The sequence below is a fragment of the Pseudomonas sp. C8002 genome, assembly GCF_013385765.1.
In the GTDB taxonomy this organism is placed as follows: domain Bacteria; phylum Pseudomonadota; class Gammaproteobacteria; order Pseudomonadales; family Pseudomonadaceae; genus Aquipseudomonas.
On sequence record NZ_JACAPJ010000043.1, the window covers coordinates 1 to 19,742 of the forward strand.

20 protein-coding genes are annotated in these 19,742 nt (G+C 61.4%); 11 read left to right on the top strand and 9 right to left on the bottom strand.

Features of this window, described 5'->3' with window-relative positions:
- Positions 1-171: 171 nt before the first annotated feature.
- Positions 172-1,584: an amino acid permease gene (locus HX814_RS30285; protein ID WP_177009253.1), complete on the bottom strand. Its 1,413-nt coding sequence runs from the start codon at positions 1,582-1,584 to the stop codon at positions 172-174.
- Positions 1,585-2,109: 525 nt separating this feature from the next.
- Between HX814_RS30285 and HX814_RS30290 the strand changes: the two genes are divergently transcribed.
- The gene (locus tag HX814_RS30290; RefSeq protein ID WP_003175756.1) at positions 2,110-2,247 is read left to right on the top strand and encodes a hypothetical protein; all 138 of its coding nucleotides are present in this window, start codon (positions 2,110-2,112) and stop codon (positions 2,245-2,247) included.
- Positions 2,248-2,324: 77 nt separating this feature from the next.
- Complete coding sequence (locus HX814_RS30295) at positions 2,325-3,284, top strand: leucyl aminopeptidase (RefSeq protein WP_177009254.1); 960 nt, start codon at positions 2,325-2,327, stop codon at positions 3,282-3,284.
- A 210-nt stretch (positions 3,285-3,494) separates the two neighbouring features.
- On the opposite strand, the gene rluB is transcribed toward HX814_RS30295, so the two are convergent.
- The 6 genes from rluB to HX814_RS30325 all read right to left on the bottom strand — a co-directional run bounded on the left by rluB (position 3,495) and on the right by HX814_RS30325 (position 8,506).
- Positions 3,495-4,742: a 23S rRNA pseudouridine(2605) synthase RluB gene (gene rluB, locus HX814_RS30300; protein WP_003220080.1), complete on the bottom strand. Its 1,248-nt coding sequence runs from the start codon at positions 4,740-4,742 to the stop codon at positions 3,495-3,497.
- Between the two features lie 143 nt (positions 4,743-4,885).
- Positions 4,886-5,077 carry a DUF1289 domain-containing protein gene (locus HX814_RS30305; protein ID WP_003220079.1) on the bottom strand — a complete coding sequence of 64 codons (192 nt, stop codon included), beginning with the start codon at positions 5,075-5,077 and terminating at the stop codon, positions 4,886-4,888.
- Positions 5,078-5,208: 131 nt separating this feature from the next.
- The gene (gene scpB, locus HX814_RS30310; protein WP_134327225.1) at positions 5,209-6,168 is read right to left on the bottom strand and encodes an SMC-Scp complex subunit ScpB; all 960 of its coding nucleotides are present in this window, start codon (positions 6,166-6,168) and stop codon (positions 5,209-5,211) included.
- Between the two features lie 12 nt (positions 6,169-6,180).
- A complete protein-coding gene (locus HX814_RS30315; RefSeq protein ID WP_173406103.1) occupies positions 6,181-6,879 on the bottom strand; it encodes a ScpA family protein in 699 nt (232 codons plus the stop codon).
- 120 nt (positions 6,880-6,999) lie between these two features.
- Positions 7,000-7,629 (bottom strand): L-threonylcarbamoyladenylate synthase, encoded by a 630-nt coding sequence (locus HX814_RS30320; RefSeq protein ID WP_003220075.1) that lies wholly within the window; start codon positions 7,627-7,629, stop codon positions 7,000-7,002.
- Between the two features lie 13 nt (positions 7,630-7,642).
- On the bottom strand, positions 7,643-8,506 hold the full coding sequence (locus HX814_RS30325) for a PHP domain-containing protein (protein ID WP_177009255.1): 864 nt from the start codon (positions 8,504-8,506) through the stop codon (positions 7,643-7,645).
- 87 nt (positions 8,507-8,593) lie between these two features.
- On the opposite strand from HX814_RS30325, the gene HX814_RS30330 reads away from it, so the two are divergent.
- From HX814_RS30330 to HX814_RS30360, 7 genes are all read left to right on the top strand, one after another.
- Entirely contained in the window at positions 8,594-9,190 is a 597-nt protein-coding gene (locus tag HX814_RS30330; protein ID WP_003220071.1) for a septation protein A, read from the top strand.
- A 1-nt stretch (position 9,191) separates the two neighbouring features.
- Positions 9,192-9,491, top strand: coding sequence for a YciI family protein (locus tag HX814_RS30335; protein WP_003220069.1), 300 nt, complete (start codon positions 9,192-9,194; stop codon positions 9,489-9,491).
- A gap of 106 nt (positions 9,492-9,597) precedes the next feature.
- Positions 9,598-10,005, top strand: coding sequence for a translation initiation factor 2 (locus tag HX814_RS30340; RefSeq protein ID WP_177009256.1), 408 nt, complete (start codon positions 9,598-9,600; stop codon positions 10,003-10,005).
- Between the two features lie 7 nt (positions 10,006-10,012).
- Complete coding sequence (locus tag HX814_RS30345) at positions 10,013-10,690, top strand: response regulator transcription factor (protein WP_003220065.1); 678 nt, start codon at positions 10,013-10,015, stop codon at positions 10,688-10,690.
- A 244-nt stretch (positions 10,691-10,934) separates the two neighbouring features.
- The gene (locus HX814_RS30350; RefSeq protein ID WP_087692654.1) at positions 10,935-11,399 is read left to right on the top strand and encodes a Spy/CpxP family protein refolding chaperone; all 465 of its coding nucleotides are present in this window, start codon (positions 10,935-10,937) and stop codon (positions 11,397-11,399) included.
- A 65-nt stretch (positions 11,400-11,464) separates the two neighbouring features.
- Entirely contained in the window at positions 11,465-12,808 is a 1,344-nt protein-coding gene (locus HX814_RS30355; RefSeq protein WP_177009257.1) for a HAMP domain-containing sensor histidine kinase, read from the top strand.
- 40 nt (positions 12,809-12,848) lie between these two features.
- Complete coding sequence (locus HX814_RS30360; RefSeq protein ID WP_177009258.1) at positions 12,849-14,198, top strand: CoA transferase; 1,350 nt, start codon at positions 12,849-12,851, stop codon at positions 14,196-14,198.
- Positions 14,199-14,321: 123 nt separating this feature from the next.
- Here the strand turns inward: HX814_RS30360 and HX814_RS30365 are convergent, their stop codons facing one another.
- Together HX814_RS30365 and arcD (HX814_RS30370) are read right to left on the bottom strand one after the other, a co-directional pair.
- The gene (locus tag HX814_RS30365) at positions 14,322-15,185 is read right to left on the bottom strand and encodes a DNA-3-methyladenine glycosylase (protein ID WP_177009262.1); all 864 of its coding nucleotides are present in this window, start codon (positions 15,183-15,185) and stop codon (positions 14,322-14,324) included.
- Positions 15,186-15,187: 2 nt separating this feature from the next.
- The gene (gene arcD, locus HX814_RS30370) at positions 15,188-16,615 is read right to left on the bottom strand and encodes an arginine-ornithine antiporter (RefSeq protein WP_003220058.1); all 1,428 of its coding nucleotides are present in this window, start codon (positions 16,613-16,615) and stop codon (positions 15,188-15,190) included.
- Between the two features lie 413 nt (positions 16,616-17,028).
- Between arcD (HX814_RS30370) and arcD (HX814_RS30375) the strand changes: the two genes are divergently transcribed.
- A complete protein-coding gene (arcD, locus tag HX814_RS30375) occupies positions 17,029-18,456 on the top strand; it encodes an arginine-ornithine antiporter (RefSeq protein ID WP_003220056.1) in 1,428 nt (475 codons plus the stop codon).
- 24 nt (positions 18,457-18,480) lie between these two features.
- On the top strand, positions 18,481-19,737 hold the full coding sequence (arcA, locus tag HX814_RS30380) for an arginine deiminase (protein WP_003220054.1): 1,257 nt from the start codon (positions 18,481-18,483) through the stop codon (positions 19,735-19,737).
- Positions 19,738-19,742: the final 5 nt, after the last annotated feature.

Here is a 19,742-nt window from a genome sequence, read left to right on the forward strand (position 1 = left end):
CCGTCGCGGCGGCCCGCGGAGCAATGCCGGAGTGAGGGAACGCCGAGCCTAAGCGAGGCGCCGACAGGCGGGGCAGAGCCCTTTGCTTACTTTGGGGCTTTTCCAAAGTGAGCCGCTGTAAGAGCGGAACCATAAGCAGCCGTTACCGCAGCAACGGATATGTACTCAAGATCACCCCCGGTCCAAGGCCACCCCCTCCCGAGCCTTGCGCCTGTTCTTGATCCCATAACAACCCCACATAAACACCACCCAAACCGGAATCGCATACACCGACACCTGAATCCCCGGAATCAGCAGCATCACCCCAAGAATAAACACCACAAACGCCAGGCAAACATAATTCCCATACGGATACCAAAGCGCCTTGAACAACGGCACCTGCCCCGTCCGATCCATATGCTGCCTAAACTTGAAATGCGAAAAACTGATCATCGCCCAGTTGATCACCAGGGTCGCCACCACCAGCGACATCAACAACTCCAGCGCATGCTGCGGAATCAGGTAGTTCATCAACACCGCCACCAGCGTAATCGCCGCCGACGCCAGGATCGACCGCACCGGCACCCCACGCTTGTCGATCTTCGCCAATGCCCGCGGCGCGTCACCCTGCTCGGCCATCCCCAACAGCATCCGGCTATTGCAGTAAGTGCCGCTGTTGTAGACCGACAACGCCGCCGTCAGCACCACAAAGTTGAGAATATGCGCCGCGGTATTGCTGCCCAACATCGAAAACACCTGCACAAACGGACTGCCGCTATAGGCGTCCCCGGAGGCATTCAGGGTCTCCAGCAAGCTGTCCCAAGGCGTCAACGACAACAGCACCACCAACGCGCCGATGTAGAAAATCAGGATCCGGTAGATCACCTGGTTGATCGCCTTCGGAATCACCGTGCGTGGCTTGTCCGCCTCAGCCGCAGTAAACCCGAGCATCTCCAGGCCGCCAAACGAGAACATGATGATCGCCATGGCCATCACCAAACCACCCACGCCATGGGGAAAGAACCCGCCGTGCTCCCACAGGTTGGTCACCGAGGCTTGTGGCCCGCCGGTGCCGCTCACCAGCAGGTAACTGCCCAGGGCGATCATGCCGACAATGGCGACCACCTTGATGATCGCAAACCAGAACTCGGCCTCGCCGAAGACTTTGACGTTGGAAAGATTGATCACATTGATCAACACAAAAAACGCCGCCGCCGACACCCAGGTCGGGATCTCGGGCCACCAGTAGTGCACATACTTGCCGACCGCCGTCAGCTCCGACATGCCCACCAGGATGTACAAAATCCAGCAGTTCCAGCCCGACAGGAAGCCGGCGAAACCGCCCCAATACTTGTGGGCAAAGTGGCTGAAGGAACCGGCCACCGGCTCTTCGACGATCATCTCGCCCAGCTGGCGCATGATCATGAAGGCGATAAAGCCGCAGATGGCATACCCGAGGATCATCGACGGCCCGGCGGATTTCAGCACGCCGGCCGACCCCAGGAACAACCCGGTGCCAATCGCGCCACCGAGGGCGATCAGTTGGATATGGCGATTTTTCAGGCCGCGCTTCAGTTCGCCTGAATGCGAGTTGGCTTCACTCATGGAAAGGGTCTCACGCAAGGTTTGAGGGTGCTCATGGAGGGGTGCTGCTTTGGTAACGGGCTACAGCAGCGCCGATCAAACCCCGGTCCAGCGTTTTTTCTTACGGTCATACGTCACCTGTTGTTTTTATCTGTGACGAAATCGAACCCGACGGGCTTGTGGCCAGGCGGAATGAACAAGGCGGATAGCCCTGAGAGAGTGGGATCACAGTAAAACGCGGCGCATTGTACACCGCCAAACCTGTCTGGGCTGACAGGATGCGGTGCGGCAGATAGGAGGGACATTAGGAAAATTCTTTCAGATAACGAGAAGTTGACGAAAGGACGATTCCTACAAAACGATGCAACCAACTCTCTGTTTCATCGACATAAACCAAATCGCCATCAAAACGGAATAAAAAATCCAAATGGAACCGTGTCAATAAAAATTTTGCAATCCCAAACACTCTCTTCTAGGTTCATCCACTTGCCCAGCGCAGCAAGCTGGCAAGCTCGTTCTCAAACAACGTCATCTAGGAGATTCACCATGCAAGCACTGGAAAATGACCTGGAAACCGAACTGCAACTCGACGATTGGTTTGAAGCGCCGACCCATGAGGCCGCCGTTGAAATGATGCAAGCCGATGCCGTCGTGCCGTTCGGCACCGCGATGTGGCCTTTCTAATCTGATCAGGCACCCCGGCAGGTGCGGGACGCCGCACCTGCCACTGCTCCTACCGAAGGCTTTGAAGGAAGGACGTCATGGACAAGGCCCGCGCCGTCGAACATTTTCTCTACTACCTCGCCCATCACCCGGCCCTCGCCGGCCTGCACCGCCCCACCATTTTGCTCGGCCATACCGAGCGCTACGACGCCATTGCCCAGTCGATCATCCAGGGCAGCGCTGCCCGCTTCGACTTCCAGGTACAGCGCCTGGACCAGGCCCCCAGCGAAACGCTGGCCAAGGCCATCGAAGGCTGCGACCTGTACATGTTCCTCTACGATTCCTCGACCCTGCCCAACCCACGCGCCGAAGGCCCGGACTTTATCCGTGCCCTGCAAGGCGTGATGGCCGAGCACTGGAAAAAATCCCTGCTGCTCAAGGACTATGGCGATTACTTCTACGACACCTTCAGCGTCGCCCCACAGCGGATTGCCGACCTCAACGCCACGTTGATCCGGCGCATGTCCCAGGCCAGCGTGCTGAGCTTCACCGACCAGCATGGCTCGCGCCTTGAAGCGCCCATGAGCAGCATCAAGAAGTGGACCAATATCAACGGCGTCGGCAACCACGACCTGGCGCCCGGCGAGATCGCGACCCACAGCGAGGCCATCAACGGCCAGGTGCGGTTTGTCGGCACCTTCCTCAGCACCATTCCCTTTGCGCGTAAATACGGCGTGCTGCAATCACCGCTGGAACTGTGGATCGAGAACTCGACCATCTGCACCGTGGCCAGCGAAGTGCCGGGGCTGGCGGATGACTTCAACAAATACCTGAATGCCAACCCGTCCAATCGCCGGGTGGAAGAACTGGGCATTGGCACCAATGAAGGCGTGAAGGATTTGTATGCGCGCAACGCCGGCTTTGAAGAGCGTCATTGCGGGCTGCACCTGGGATTGGGTGGCGGGCAGAAAGGCAGCCACCACCTGGACCTGATCTTCGCCAGTGGCGTGTTGGCCCTCGACGATAAACCCGTGTTCGATGGGGCTTTCATGTTCTGACACGCCCGCCAAAACAATGGAGATCAACTGTGGGAGCGGGTTTGCTCGCGAATGCGGTGGGTCAGTCACTGGATGTATCAACTGATACACCGCATTCGCGAGCAAGCCCGCTCCCACAATGGACCTGCTTTGCTCATAGAGCAGGTTCCAAATCCAGGCCAAAAAAAACGCCAACCCGAGGGTTGGCGTTTTTATGCAGCGCTTAACGAATCACTGCGGCTTCTTGCGACCAAAACCTGGACGCTGGCCGGAACCGGCCGGTGCACCACGACGCTTGCCCGATGGCGCGTCATCGACCAGCTTCAGGCCCGGGCGCTTTTTCGGCGATGGCTTGGCTGGACGTTTGGTGCTGGCGCTGTCGTCGGCACGGCCCGCAGCCGGAGCACCACGACCAGACTCGCCACGGTTACCGCGACCGCCAGCAGGTGCATCACCACGACCGGCTGGACGCGGTGCGCGCGGCGCACGTTCGCCATCCTGACGGGGCGGTGCCGAAGGACGACGCTCGCCTTCGATGTGCGGCTCGCGGGAGATGCGGCCGCCCGTGGCCGGTGCATCCAGCGCAGGGCGCAGGGTGCGGGCAACACGGTCGGTACGCGCCACCGGACGCGACGATTTACGCTGCATACGCTCAAGCTTGTCTTTGCTCTTGGCGTTCATCTGCGGCATGGCCACCGGCGTCAGGCCGACTTCGGCACTGAGGATGTCGACTTCGTACTGGCTCATTTCGCGCCAGCGGCCCATCGGCAGGTCGGAGTTGAGGAACACCGGGCCGAAACGCACGCGCTTCAGGCGGCTGACCACCAGGCCCTGGGATTCCCACAGGCGACGTACTTCACGGTTACGGCCTTCCATCACCACGCAGTGGTACCAATGGTTGAAGCCTTCGCCGCCCGGCGCCTGCTTGATGTCGGTGAACCTGGCCGGGCCGTCTTCCAGCACGACGCCGGCTTTCAAGCGCTCGATCATTTCGTCATCGACTTCACCACGCACACGTACCGCGTATTCACGGTCCATCTCGTAGGAAGGGTGCATCAGGCGGTTGGCCAGCTCACCGTCGGTGGTGAACATCAGCAAGCCGGTGGTGTTGATGTCGAGACGACCGATGTTGATCCAGCGGCCTTCTTTGGGGCGCGGCATCTTGTCGAATACGGTTGGACGGCCTTCCGGGTCGTCACGGGTGCAGATTTCGCCATCAGGCTTGTTGTACATGATGACGCGGCGCACCGATTCGGCGGCCTCTTCACGCTTGATGACCTTGCCATCAATGGTGATGGCATCGTGCAGGTCGACGCGCTGGCCAAGGGTGGCTTCAACGCCGTTGACCTTGATGCGCTTCTGGGTGATCCAGGCTTCTACGTCGCGGCGCGAGCCTACGCCGATACGGGCGAGGACTTTCTGCAGTTTTTCGCCTGCGGGGCCGATTTCCTGGGTGTCGTTCTGGTCTTGGTCACTCATCTTAAGCACCTCCCGGTGTGTCGATTCAGGCTTGGCCTGAAGATAGTAAAAGCTGGGCTTTTGGCGAACGCATCGCCAAAGGGTCGCGAATCATACGCTCATGGCGCGCGTTGCGCATCAGAGACTAGTCGATAAGTGCAGGCTCATTTGCCTTTCCGCCGACCGGTGGCACCCAGCGCCAGCAGGCGCAGCTCGGCTTCGGCGAGTACCGTGCGCTTGTCGACCTTGTCGAGTTTCTTCCAGGCACGGATCTCGCGCTTGCTGCGCCCGCAGCCCACGCAGATGTCATCGGTGAATTTGCAAATGCTGATGCAGGGGTCTTTGGTGGAGCTCATTTGAGTTCTCCTTGCTGGCGACAATCCAAATGTGGGAGCGGGCTTGCTCGCGAATGCAGTGTGTCAGTCGCCGGATGCTTGGCTGACCCACCGCATTCGCGAGCAAGCCCGCTCCCACATTTTGTTCTGCGTCAGTCTTCGAATTGGCGGCGTTCGTTTTCGATGGCTTCGGCCAGGGCACGGGCTTCGTCTTCTTCGTCGCTCAGCGGCGGTTGTTCGAGCGCGGCGACGGCGGCCAGCAGTTTGGCACGGGCTTCGGCGACGCCGAGGATGTCCTCCTCGGGTTCAGGCTCGGGCTCATCTTCAACTTCGACTGGCGGCTCAACCTCAACGTTCAGTTGCAGCGCAGGCTCCTGCTCACCGTCACTGACCGCACCATCACGCAGCAAGTCATCGAAGTCGGTCTTGATGCCCTGCTCCATGTCATCCAGTTCCAGCAACAATGTGTGGAAACTGGTTTCGTCCTTCGGCTCTTCCGGCTCGGCGCTGGCGTCGGCCAGCTCCTGCAACCCGGCGGGCACCGGTGCGTCGTCGAAATCCAGGACCGGGTCCGGCTCCATCTCCCGCAGCTCGGCCAGCGGCGGCAAGTCGTCGAGGTTTTTCAGGTTGAAGTGGTCGAGGAACACCTTGGTAGTGGCAAACATCGCCGGCTTGCCGGGCACGTCGCGGTAGCCAACGATCCTGATCCACTCCCGCTCCAGCAACGTCTTGACGATATGGCTGTTGACCGCCACGCCGCGCACGTCTTCGATCTCGCCCCGGGTGATCGGCTGGCGATAGGCGATCAGCGCCATGGTTTCCAGCATCGCGCGGGAATAGCGCTGCGGGCGTTCTTCCCACAGGCGGCCAACCCACGGCGAGAACTTCTCGCGAATTTGCAGGCGATACCCGGAAGCCACTTCCCGCAGCTCGAAGGCACGGCCGTCGCAGGACTTGCGCAGAATCTCCAGGGCCTTCTTGAACACCGGCGGCTCAGGGCGTTCGGCTTCTTCAAACAGTTCGAACAGGCGCTCCAGGGATTGCGGCTTGCCCGAGGCCAGGAGAAAGGCCTCCAGCAGCGGAGCCAGTTCGCGGGGTTCAGTCAGATTCATCGATTCAGCTCTTTATTCGGCTCGCGCCCGCACGTGGATAGCCGCAAAAGGCTCATTCTGGACCAGCTCGACCAAGGATTCCTTGACCAATTCGAGGATTGCCATGAAGGTCACGACTACCCCCAGGCGCCCTTCTTCCTTGGTAAACAGCTCGACAAACGGCACAAACCCGCCGCCCTTGAGGCGATCCAGCACATCACTCATGCGTTCGCGGGTGGACAGTGCCTCGCGGCTGACCTGGTGGCTTTCAAACATATCGCCACGGCGCAGTACTTCGGCCATGGACATCAGCAACTCTTCCAGGCTCACGTCCGGCAGCAGCTTGCGCGCCCGGGCTTCCGGGGCGTCGAGCTTGGGCACCACCACATCGCGGCCGACCCGGCTCAAACCGTCGATGCCTTCGGCCGCGGCCTTGAAGCGCTCGTACTCCTGCAGGCGGCGGATCAGTTCGGCGCGGGGGTCATCCTCTTCCGCCTCGATAGTCTCCGAGCGCGGCAGCAGCATGCGTGACTTGATTTCCGCGAGCATCGCGGCCATCACCAGGTATTCGGCGGCCAGTTCCAGGCGCACGGTCTGCATCAGTTCGACGTAGCCCATGTACTGGCGGGTGATTTCCGCCACCGGGATGTCGAGGATATTGATGTTCTGCTTGCGGATCAGGTACAGCAGCAAGTCCAGCGGACCTTCGAAGGCTTCGAGGAAGACTTCCAGCGCATCCGGCGGGATGTACAGGTCCAGCGGCATTTCCATCACGGCCTGGCCGTAGACCATGGCAAATGGCAGTTCCTGCTGGGCGCCCGCCTGGCTGTCGACGGCTTCCACGGCCGACATTCAGGCCTCGACCATGAACGGTGCCGGGTCGCCACACCCTACGCGCACCACTTCCGGCTCGCCGTCGGCCAGGTTGATCACGGTAGAGGCCTTGTTGCCGCCGTAGCCGCCGTCGATGATCAGGTCGACGTGTTTTTCCAGCAGCCGGCGCATTTCATAAGGGTCGTACAACGGCTCTTCTTCCCCCGGCAGGATCAGCGACACACTCATCAGCGGCTCACCGAGTTCGGCCAGCAGCGCCAGGGCGATCGGGTGTTCCGGCACCCGCAGGCCGATGGTGCGCTTCTTCGGGTGCAGCAGCAGGCGCGGCACTTCGCGGGTGGCGTTGAGGATGAAGGTGTAGGGCCCCGGCGTGTGCGCCTTGAGCAGGCGGAAGGTGCCGGTGTCGACCTTGGCGAACAGCCCCAGCTGGGACAGGTCGCTGCAAATCAGTGCGAAGTTGTGGTTCTTGTCCAGGTCACGCAGGCGTCTTACGCGCTCGACCGCATTCTTGTCGCCGATCTGGCAACCGATGGCGTAGGACGAATCCGTGGGGTAGATCACCACGCCACCGGCACGGATGATCTCCACGGCCTGTTTGATCAGGCGCGCCTGCGGGTTTTCCGGATGAATCTGGAAGAATTGACTCACGTGTTCTACCTGTTCAGACGGTGGCAATAATGGGGTCATGTTTGAAGCGACACCAAAGAGGCGGCAAATCTTCCGGAACGGCGCGGTACTCGCCAATCTCGGACCAGCCGCCGGGGCCATGAAAATCACTGCCGGCGCTGACCAGCAGACCAAATTCGCGGGCAAGAATCGCCAGGCTGCCTACCTGCTCGGCGGGTTGATGCCCGTTGACCACTTCGATTGCGTGGCCGCCCGCTCCAATATAGTCGTCAATCAGCTTGCGACGCTTGCTGCGGGTGAAATCGTAATGCCACGGATGCGCCAGGCTGACCCAGGCACCTGCTGCCCGCAGTGTGCCAACGGTGTCTTCCAGGGTTGGCCAGTGTTGCTTGACGTCCCCCAGCTTGCCGGCACCCAGCCATTTGCGGAACGCTTCGGCGCGATCCTTTACAAAACCTTCACGCACCATCCAGTCGGCAAAGTGCGGGCGGGCCGGGGCGTTGCCGCTGTCACCCAGTTCCTGCTGGATGGCGCGGGCGCCTTCCAGGCCGTTGGGCATGCCCTTGAGGGCCAGCTTGCGGCTTATTTCTTCGGACCGCAGCCAGCGGCCATCGTGCAATTTGGCGATGGCCTCCACCAGCGGCGGCGCGTTGACGTCGAAACCGTAGCCCAATACGTGGATGGTTGCGCCGCCCCAGGTGCAGGACAATTCAACCCCGTTGACCAGTTGCATGCCCAACGCATGCGCCGCCTCGCGGGCCTCTGCCAGGCCTTCGAGGGTGTCGTGGTCGGTCAACGACAGGACTCGCACGCCTTTTTCAAACGCACGCGCAACCAGGACCGCGGGCGCCAGGGCGCCGTCGGAGGCTGTGCTATGGCAGTGCAAATCAACATTCACGGGAGTGTGTAACCTCAAGTCAGCTGGCGCTTTCGCTACCAAGGATGTTTGTTATTATGCCGCCACATCCAGCTTCTGGCTCTTACTGTGAAACAATTCATCGACTTCATCCCGCTGTTGCTGTTTTTCATCGTTTACAAAACCGACCCTCGCGTTATCGATCTTGCCGGCCACGAGCTGACCCTCGGCGGCATCTACAGCGCCACGGCGGTGCTGATCATCAGCTCCGTGGTGGTCTACGGCGCGCTCTTCATCTCCCAGCGCAAGCTGGAAAAAAGCCAATGGCTGACCCTGGTCGCCTGCCTTGTGTTCGGCAGCCTGACCCTGGCCTTCCACAGCGAAACCTTCCTTAAATGGAAAGCCCCGGTGGTCAACTGGCTGTTCGCCCTGGCCTTTATCGGCAGCCACTTCATCGGTGATCGCCTGCTGATCAAGCGGATCATGGGCCACGCGCTGACCTTGCCAGACCCGGTGTGGACCCGCCTGAACATCGCCTGGATCGTGTTTTTCCTGTTCTGCGGCGCCGCCAACCTGTTCGTCGCCTTTACCTTCCAGAGCTACTGGGTGGACTTCAAGGTGTTCGGCAGCCTGGGCATGACCGTGCTGTTCCTGGTCGGCCAGGGTATCTACCTGTCGCGCCACCTGCATGACACCGACCCTACCACGCCGAAAACCGAGGACTGACATGCTCTACGCCATCATTTCCACCGACGTCGCCAACTCCCTGGAAAAACGCCTGTCCGTACGCCCGGCCCACGTCGAGCGCCTGAAACAGCTGCAAGCCGAAGGCCGCCTGGTACTGGCCGGCCCGCATCCTGCGGTAGACAGCAACGACCCGGGAGATGCCGGCTTCACCGGTAGCCTGGTGGTTGTCGAGTTCGCCTCCCTGGCGGCGGCACAAGCCTGGGCCGATGCTGATCCGTATGTAGCGGCCGGCGTGTACGCCCAGGTGCTGGTCAAACCGTTCAAGCAAGTCCTGCCTTGATTCGTTGCGCGCTGAACCAAATGGCTTCAGCGCACTCCTAAACGCTCATTATTCCCGGTAACCTGCCGACAACGTTCTGAATATTCGTGTGGAATCAGGAGTTCCGATGCGCTTACGTCAGTTCTGTCTGTTGGCAGTGTTAATGATCGGGGCTACGGCCCACGCTGAAGAAACCTCGAACACCGGCAGTTCCACGCCCCTGTCCTTGAGTGCCGGCAGCCAGATCACCGATTTGCAGCAACGTTTGAAAGAGAGCGAACGCCAGCGCGATGAGCTGAGCAAGCAATTGCAAAGTGCTGACGCCACGCGGGAAAGTACCCAACTGAGTAAACTGCGCCAGGAGAACCAACGCCTGGTCCAGCAACTCAAAGAAGCACAGGGCAGTGCCTTGCCACGCTGGCTTACCGAGCAACAACAATGGTTCGTGACCGGCGGGGCAGTCGCGCTGATCGCCCTGTTATGCGGGATCTTCGCCAGTGGCGGGCACCGGCGCCGTCGACAATGGCTAAATTGAGTGAGTCATGAGCGAGCTGTTACTGATAGATGATGACCAGGAGCTCTGTGAGCTGCTGACCAGTTGGTTGAGCCAGGAAGGTTTCCAGGTACGCGCCTGCCATGACGGCTTGAGCGCCCGCAAGGCATTGGCCGAAGCCGCCCCGGCGGCCGTGGTGCTCGACGTGATGCTGCCCGACGGCAGCGGCCTGGAGTTGCTCAAGCAATTGCGCAGCGACCACCCGGAACTGCCGGTGCTGATGCTCTCGGCCAGGGGCGAACCCCTGGACCGGATCCTCGGCCTGGAACTGGGCGCCGACGACTACCTGGCCAAACCCTGCGATCCTCGTGAACTGACCGCGCGCCTGCGCGCCGTGCTGCGCCGCAGCCACCCGGCCGCCGTGTCCACTCAGTTGGAACTGGGCGACCTGTGCTTCAGCCCGGTGCGTGGCGTGGTCACTATCGATGAACAGGAATTTGCCCTGACTGTGTCCGAAAGCCGCCTGCTGGAAGCCTTGCTGCGCCAGCCCGGCGAGCCGCTGGACAAGCAGGAACTGGCGCAAATCGCCCTGGGCCGCAAGCTGACCCTGTATGACCGCAGCCTGGACATGCACGTCAGCAACCTGCGCAAGAAGATCGGCCCGCACCCGGATGGCCGGCCACGGATCGTGGCGCTGCGTAGCCGCGGCTATTACTACAGCCTCTAGCCCGCGTAGCAGCTGTCGAGCCTCGGCGAGGCTGCGACAGCATCGCCTCGGTACAGGTGTCAGACCGCAGCGCCTGCCTCGCAGCCTCGCCAAGGCTCGACAGCCGCTACGGTCGCCAATAGTTTTGTCAGCCCCGCCCAAAATCCTCTTTACCCAAGCTTTACCGTCCCCTGACTGCCGCTGACCTTGATCTCCGTAATCTACTCACATCCGGACTCACCGGAATAGAGACAGGAGAATCACCATGCGCAAGACCCTTATCGCTTTGATGTTCGCTGCTGCCCTGCCAACCGTTGCCATGGCCGCTGCGCCAGAAGGCCCAGGCCCGATGGGCGGTCCTGAAGGCCACATGATGGGTGGCCCAGGTCACGGCGGTGAACACGGCATGCGGGGCAAAGGTGGCCCTTTCAGCCAGCTGGACCTGAGCCCTGAACAGCGCCAGCAGATCGGCAAGTTGATGGGCCAGCAATGGCACGCTCGCAAAGAGTTGGTGCGCAAGTACCTGGACAAACTGCCAGCCGCTGATCAGAAAGCCATGAAAGACGAAATGGCGGCCGCCAAGCAGAAAACCCAGACCGACATCCGTGCCGTGCTGAAACCCGATCAACAGAAGAAATTCGACGAGATCGTGAAGAAACAAGCCGAGCGCCGCGCCGAGTGGAAGGAATTCCAGGCCTGGAAAGCCCAGCAGCCGCAAAAAGCGCAATAATGATCTAGCTTCACTCCCAGCCCAGTGGCCACCGCCGCTGGGCTTTTCCTGTTTGAGGATTTCTTGTGCGTTCATTGTTCTGGCGCGTCCTTGCCAGCTTCTGGCTGGCCATCGCCCTGGTTGCCGGGTTGTCGATCCTGCTTGGGCATATGCTCAACCAGGACGCCTGGATTCTCAGCCGCCACCCCGGGCTCAATAACCTCGCGCAGGAATGGACGCAGCTTTACGAGGCCCAGGGCGAGGACGCCGCCCAGGAGCTGCTGCAGCAGCGCAAGCGTCAGTACCACATTGACGTGCAAGTGCTTAACGAAAGCGGCGAGCCTGTGGTGCGCGGCACTTTCCCGCGCCGCGCCGCCGCCCTCGAAGCCCGGCAAAACGACAGCCAGGACCGCCACCTGCCCTGGCGCCGGCTGACCGCCGAGTACACCAGCGAAAAAACCGGCGACACCTACCTGCTGATCTACCGCATTCCCCACCCGGAACTGGACGCCTGGCACCGCAGCAGCCTGCTCTGGCCGTTAAGTGCCCTGGCGATTGCGCTGGTGGTGCTGACCCTGTTCAGCCTGTTGGTGACGTTGTCCATCACCCGCCCCCTCAGCCGCCTGCGCGGCGCAGTGCACGACCTGGGCCAGACCACCTATCAGCAGAACAGCCTGGCGCGGCTGGCCAACCGTCGCGATGAATTCGGCGTACTGGCCACCGACTTCAACCGCATGGGCGCCCGCCTGCAAAGCCTGATCGGCAGCCAGCGCCAGTTGCTGCGGGATGTGTCCCACGAACTGCGCTCGCCCCTGGCCCGCCTGCGGATCGCCCTGGCCCTGGCAGAACGGGCCACGCCCGAAGCGCGGGAAAAACTCTGGCCGCGCCTGACCCGCGAATGCGACCGCCTGGAAGCGCTGATCAGCGAAATCCTGGTACTCGCCCGGGTGGACGCCGATAACGCCAGTGCCGAAGACATCGACCTCAACCCGTTGCTCCGGACCCTACAAAAAGACGCCTTGCTCGGCGCGCCGGACCAACCCGTGCAACTGGATGCCGAGGCCGGGCTGCACCTCAAGGGCTGGCCGACCATGATCGAACGCGCGGTGGATAACCTGCTGCGCAACGCCCAACGCTTCAACCCGCCCGGGCAACCGATTCAAATGGAAGCCAGACGCCAGGGCGAACGCATTGTGATCAGTGTGCGCGACCACGGCCCCGGCGTGGATGCCGAACACCTGAGCCAACTCGGCGAGCCGTTTTACCGCGCCCCGGGGCAAACCGCCCAGGGCCATGGCCTGGGCCTGGCCATTGCGCGGCGCGCCGCAGAGCGCCATGGCGGCAGCCTGATCCTGGCCAATCATCAAGGCGGCGGCTTTATCGCCAGCGTGGACCTGCCACTGGAGCCGGGGGTTGTCATTCAACCCTGATGATCTTCTATGATGGTCCTTCTCATTAGGAGGGCCTTTGATGACTGATCTGCTCACCCCCATCCAGGAAGCACTCGATTTACCCGTCACCCCACTGGCCGTAACCGAAGTCGGCGCCCTGCCCTCGACCTTTGCCGTCACCGAACTGGCCAGCGCCAGCATCGGTGCCGCAGGCCAGGCGGTCGCCCAGTTGCTGTTGCAGCAAACCGGGCGCCTGCCCTCGGTGACCGTGGACCGGCGCCTCGCCTCGTTCTGGTTCTCCTCCTCGCTGCGCCCCGACGGCTGGACCACACCGCCGCTGTGGGACCCGATAGCCGGCGACTACGCCTGCACCGATGGCTGGATTCGCCTGCACACCAATGCACCGCATCACCGTGCCGCCGCCGAGCGCGTACTCGGGCAGGTCGCTGACCGTGAAGCAATGGCCGCGAAGGTTGCGCCATGGACCGCTGCCGAGCTGGAACAGGCGATTGTCGAGGCGAACGGCTGTGCGGCGCAGATGCGCTCATGGCAAGACTGGCAAGTTCATCCACAAGGCTTGGCGGTCAATCAGGAACCGCTGGTCCATCGCCAGACCTTTGCAGCCCTCAGCGACAAACCCTGGCTGGGCTCGGTGGCAAGGCCGCTGGCGGGCATCAAGGTGCTGGACCTGACGCGCGTATTGGCCGGCCCCACCGCCAGCCGTTTTCTGGCTGGCCTCGGCGCCGATGTACTGCGCATCGATTCCCCTGACTGGAACGAACCCGGCGTGGTGCCGGAAATGACCCTGGGCAAACGTTGCGCCCGCCTGGACCTGAAAAACCCCGACGACCGCCTGATCTTCGAAAACCTGCTCAAGGACACCGACATTCTGCTGCACGGCTACCGCGCCGATGCTTTGGAGCAGTTGGGCTACGGTGAGGCCGCGCTGCAAGCCCTCGCGCCTGGCCTGATCGACGCCAGCCTCAACGCTTACGGCTGGAGCGGCCCGTGGCGCAATCGCCGGGGGTTCGACAGCCTGGTGCAGATGAGCACCGGGATTGCCGAGGCTGGCAGGCAGTGGAAAAAGTCGGAAAAACCGGTGCCGCTGCCGTTGCAGGCGCTGGACCACGCCACCGGGTATTTGATGGCGGCCAGTGCGATTCAGGCGTTGAGTGAACGCTTGAAATCCGGCCGCGGCGGTTCGGCACGGTTGTCCCTCGCGCGCACGGCAAAACTGTTGGTGGACGCAGGACAAGTCCCGGAACAACTACCGCTGCGGGCCGAAGAACCGGGTGATCAAGGCTTGGTGGTGGAGCAAACCGCCTGGGGCCCGGCCCACCGCTTGCTGCCCCCGGTGACCATCAGCGGGACACCGTTGCAGTGGGATTTGCCCGCAGGGGAATTGGGCTCACACCGCCCGCAGTGGTGACCGAAGATCCTGTGGCGAGGGAGCTTGCTCCCGCTGAACTGCGCAGCAGGCCCCAGCTTTTGGGTCAATGGGGCCGCTTCGCGCCCCAGCGGGAGCAAGCTCCCTCGCCACAGGTATGCAGAATCAATCCGCGCGGCTCAGTGATGTCCACAAATGCTGCGCCGCATAGGCTCTAAGCGGTCGCCAGGCCTCAGCCCGCGCCAGCAACTGACGCGGGCTCACCGGCCCGCCTTCCAGCGCCACCAGCGCATTGATCAAACCGATATCCCCCGAGGCAAACGCATCCTGCTCGCGCATCTGGCGCATGGCGATGTACTGCGCCGTCCAGTCACCAATCCCGGGTAATGCGACCAACCGCGCCACACCTTCCTTCAGGTTCGCCTTCGCCTGGAAGATCTGCGGGTCATCCAGCAACGCCTGGGCCACGCCCGACAAGGTACGCCCGCGACTTTTCGGCATGCCGAGGGTTGCCAAATCTGCGGCTGCCAGCACCTCGGCCGAAGGAAACACATGGGTCACACCGGCATGGGGCGTCACCAGCGGCGTGCCGTACTGCGCCACCAGCTTGCCCGCCAGCTTGATCGCCGCCACCACGCTAATCTGCTGGCCCAACACCGCGCGGATCGCCAGCTCCAAACCATCCCAGGTTCCCGGCACCCGCAAGCCAGGACGCGCCGCCACCAAGCTCGCCATCAAGGGATCATTCGCCAATTGCCGGTTGATCCCTTTCGGGTCAGCCGATAGGTCAAACATGTCCCGTAACCGCCGCTCAATTTCCGGCAACGCTGCCGGGTCGGGGAAGCCCACCGTCACCTCAAGCCAATCACCGGCCCCGGGCGACACACTGAGCCAACCCTGCTGACCGTCGACACTGATACTGCGCGAGTAAACGCCTGCGTCCACCGTCTCCATCCCGCTGATCGCCCGCGCCGACAAAAAGCCCGACATCGCCGCCCAGTCATACGGCGCCTGATACGCCAGCTGCATTCTCACAACGACAATACCCCGCTGTACAACCCATACGCCGCCAGGCTCGCCCCGGCGATCACGCAGGCGAAAATGCCTTTTTCCAGATGGGTAAACAAGGGCTGGCCCTGCTCACGCTTGGCCAGGGCAAACAGGATCACCCCCGGTGCATACAGCAGCGCCGACAGCAGCAAGTACTTCAGGCCACCGGCGTAGAGCAGCCACACCGCATAGGCCAGGGCGATCAGGCTCACCAGCAGGTCCTTGGTGCGCTCGCCATGGGCGCCTTCGTAGGTTTCACCGCGGCCGCTCAACAGCACCGCATACGCCGCCGACCACAGATAGGGCACCAGGATCATCGACGACGCCAGGTAGATCAGGGTGGTGTAGGTACTTTCCGAAAACAGCGTGATCACCAGGAACAGCTGGATCATTACATTGGTCAGCCACAGCGCATTGACCGGCACCTGATTGACGTTTTCCTTTTTCAGGAACGCCGGCATGGTCTTGTCATGGGCGGTGGCGTAGAGGATTTCGGCGCAGAGCAAGGCCCACGACAGCAGCGCGCCCAACAACGAAACCGCCAGGCCGATGCTGATCAACAGCGCGCCCCACGGGCCGACGATATGTTCCAGCACCCCGGCCAGGGACGGGTTTTGCAGGTTGGCCAGTTCCGGCTGGCTCATGATCCCGAGCGACAGCAGGTTGACCAATACCAGCAGCGCCAACACTCCCAGGAAACCGATGACCGTGGCCCGGCCCACGTCCGAGCGTTTCTCGGCCCGCGCCGAGTAGACACTGGCGCCCTCGATGCCGATAAACACAAACACCGTGACCAGCATCATGTTGCGCACCTGATCCACCACGCCGCCGAAATTCGGATTACTCAGGCCCCAGATATCCCGGGTAAAGATATCGGCCTTGAATGCCACGGCGGCGATCACGATAAACATCACCAGCGGTACGATCTTGGCCACGGTGGTGATCTGGTTGATGAACGCCGCCTCCTTGATCCCGCGCATCACCAAAAAATGCACCGCCCACAGCAACACCGACGCGCAGCCAATCGCCACCGGGGTATTGCCCTGGCCGAACACCGGAAAAAAGTAGCCGAGGGTACTGAATAGCAACACGAAGTAACCGACGTTGCCCATCCAGGCACTGATCCAGTAGCCCCAGGCCGACGAGAAACCCATGTAGTCGCCGAACCCGGCCTTGGCGTACGCGTATACGCCGGAATCCAGTTCCGGCTTGCGGTTGGCCAGGGTCTGGAACACAAAGGCCAGGGTCAGCATGCCCACGGCGGTAATGCCCCAGCCAATCAACACCGCGCCTACCTCGGCCCGCGCCGCCATGTTCTGCGGTAACGAGAAAATCCCGCCGCCGATCATCGAGCCCACCACCAGGGCGATCAAGGCATTGAGGCGCAGCTTTTCCGAGGATTGGGACATGAACACTCCTGAACAAAACAACCATTGAGCCAACAACTGTGCACTCAACTAACTTATTAAGCCGGCGCAGCGTTTATTAGATATAGCCAATAAAGGCGCCGGCTTCATAACTTAAAGGCATGACAATAAACAGCATTAAGGCAAATTTATAATTTAAATAACGCTGCGCTGTAAAAGTTTGCATATCTGCAAATACGGGCTAGCTTCAAAGGTCCATGCTAATGAGAAAACCTGTTGTTTGAAACGCAGAACCGCTCTACGACGAGCCTCTGCGAGGCACTTGAGCGCCCGTACCTTTCATCATAAGTCATTAATTCACAATGGAATGTGCCAATGAAGTGATCTGAGTCAGCTGTTTGATTAGCGCACGGATTTATTCTGTGGTCTCTCTTCTCCTGCATTGGAGTCATGCGATGTCTGAATCTCCCGGAAAACTTCGACTCGGCGCACTGGTTGCACTTGTCGTGGGTTCAATGATTGGTGGCGGGATCTTCTCACTGCCGCAAAACATGGCGGCCAGCGCCGATGTCGGCGCGGTACTGATTGGTTGGGTGATCACCGCCGTGGGCATGTTGACCCTGGCGTTCGTGTTCCAGACCCTGGCCAATCGCAAGCCCGACCTCGACGGCGGGGTCTATGCCTACGCCAAGGCCGGGTTTGGCGACTACATGGGTTTCTCATCCGCCTGGGGTTACTGGATCAGTGCCTGGTTGGGCAACGTCGGCTATTTCGTGCTGCTGTTCAGCACCCTCGGTTACTTCTTCCCCATCTTCGGCGAAGGCAACACCCCGGCGGCGGTGATCGGCGCGTCGGTGCTGCTGTGGGCCGTGCACTTCCTGGTACTGCGCGGGATCAAGGAAGCCGCGTTCATCAACCTGGTGACCACCATCGCCAAGGTGGTGCCGCTGGTGCTGTTTGTGTTGATCGCGCTCTTCGCGTTCAAGCTGGACATCTTCACCGCCGACATCTGGGGCGTGAAAAACCCGGACCTGGGCAGCGTGATGAACCAGGTGCGCAACATGATGCTGGTCACCGTCTGGGTGTTCATCGGCATTGAGGGTGCGAGCATCTTCTCGTCCCGCGCCGAAAAACGCTCCGACGTCGGCAAGGCCACGGTGATTGGTTTTATCACCGTGCTGCTGTTCCTGATGCTGGTGAACGTGCTGTCCCTGGGGATCATGACCCAACCGGAATTGGCCAAGCTGCAAAACCCGTCGATGGCCGCCGTGCTGGAGCACGTGGTGGGTCACTGGGGCGCGGTATTGATCAGCGTCGGCTTGATCATTTCCTTGCTGGGGGCGCTGCTGTCGTGGGTGCTGCTGTGTGCGGAGATCATGTTCGCCGCCGCCAAGGACCACACCATGCCGGAGTTCCTGCGTAAGGAAAACGCCAACCACGTGCCGGCCAACGCCCTGTGGCTGACCAACGCCATGGTGCAGATTTTCCTGGTGATCACGCTGTTCTCGGCCAGCACTTACCTGTCGCTGATCTACCTCGCCACCTCGATGATCCTGGTGCCTTACCTGTGGTCGGCGGCCTATGCACTGCTGCTGGCGGTGCGCGGTGAAACCTATGAAAGCGCCCCGGGCGAACGCAGGAAAGACCTGCTGATCGGCGCCATCGCGTTGATCTACGCGGTCTGGCTGCTGTACGCCGGTGGCACCAAGTACCTGTTGCTGTCCGCCCTGCTCTACGCCCCTGGCGTGATCCTGTTCGCCATGGCCAAGCATGAACTGGGCAAACCGATTTTCACCAACGTCGAGAAGCTGATTTTCGCCGCAGTCGTCATAGGCGCCCTCGTGGCGGGCTATGGCCTCTACTCCGGCTTCCTGACCCTGTAATCATTGTTCACTGGAGGATCTGTAATGACCACGGAAAAAGTGAAGTACGGCGTACATTCCGAAGCCGGCAAACTGCGCAAAGTCATGGTGTGCTCCCCAGGTTTGGCCCACCAGCGGCTGACCCCAAACAACTGCGATGAACTGCTGTTCGATGACGTGCTGTGGGTAGCCCAGGCCAAGCGCGACCACTTCGACTTCGTGACCAAGATGCGCGAGCGCGACATCGATGTGCTGGAAATGCACAACCTGCTGACCGACATCGTCGCCATCCCCGAAGCGCTGGACTGGATCCTGGAGCGCAAGATCACCGCCAACCAGGTGGGCCTGGGGCTGGTCAATGAGGTCAGCTCGTGGCTGCGCAGCCTGGAGCCGCGCAAGGTCGCCGAGTACCTGATCGGTGGCGTGTCGGCCGATGACCTGCCGAGCAGTTTCGGTGGCAAGACCATCGAGATGTTCCGCGATTTCCTCGGCCACTCAAGCTTCATCCTGCCGCCGTTGCCCAACACCCAGTTCACCCGCGACACCACCTGCTGGATCTATGGCGGCGTGACGCTGAACCCGATGTACTGGCCGGCGCGACGCCAGGAAACCCTGCTGGCCAGCGCCATCTACAAATTCCACCCCGAGTTCACCAACGCGGACTTCCAGGTGTGGTACGGCGACCCTGACCAGGAACACGGCAACGCCACCCTGGAAGGCGGCGACGTGATGCCGATTGGTAACGGCGTGGTGTTGATCGGCATGGGCGAGCGTTCCTCGCGCCAGGCCATCGGCCAACTCGCCCTGAACCTGTTCAAGCACAAGGCCGTGGAGCGTGTGATCGTCGCCGGCCTGCCAAAATCCCGCGCGGCGATGCACCTCGACACCGTGTTCAGCTTCTGCGACCGCGACCTGGTCACGATCTTCCCGGAAGTGGTCAACCAGATCGTCGCCTTCACCCTGCGCCCGGACGAGACCAAGCCCGGCGGCATCGACATCCAGCGCGAAAAAACCAACTTCCTCGACACCGTCGCCGCCGCCCTGAACCTCAAGGCCCTGCGTGTGGTGGAAACCGGCGGCAACAGCTTCGCCGCCGAGCGCGAGCAGTGGGATGACGGCAACAACGTAGTGGCCGTGGAGCCTGGCGTGGTGATCGGCTACGACCGCAACACCTACACCAACACCTTGCTGCGCAAGGCCGGTGTGGAAGTCATCACCATCAGCGCCGGTGAACTCGGCCGTGGCCGTGGCGGCGGCCACTGCATGACCTGCCCGATCATTCGCGACCCAATCGACTACTGATATTC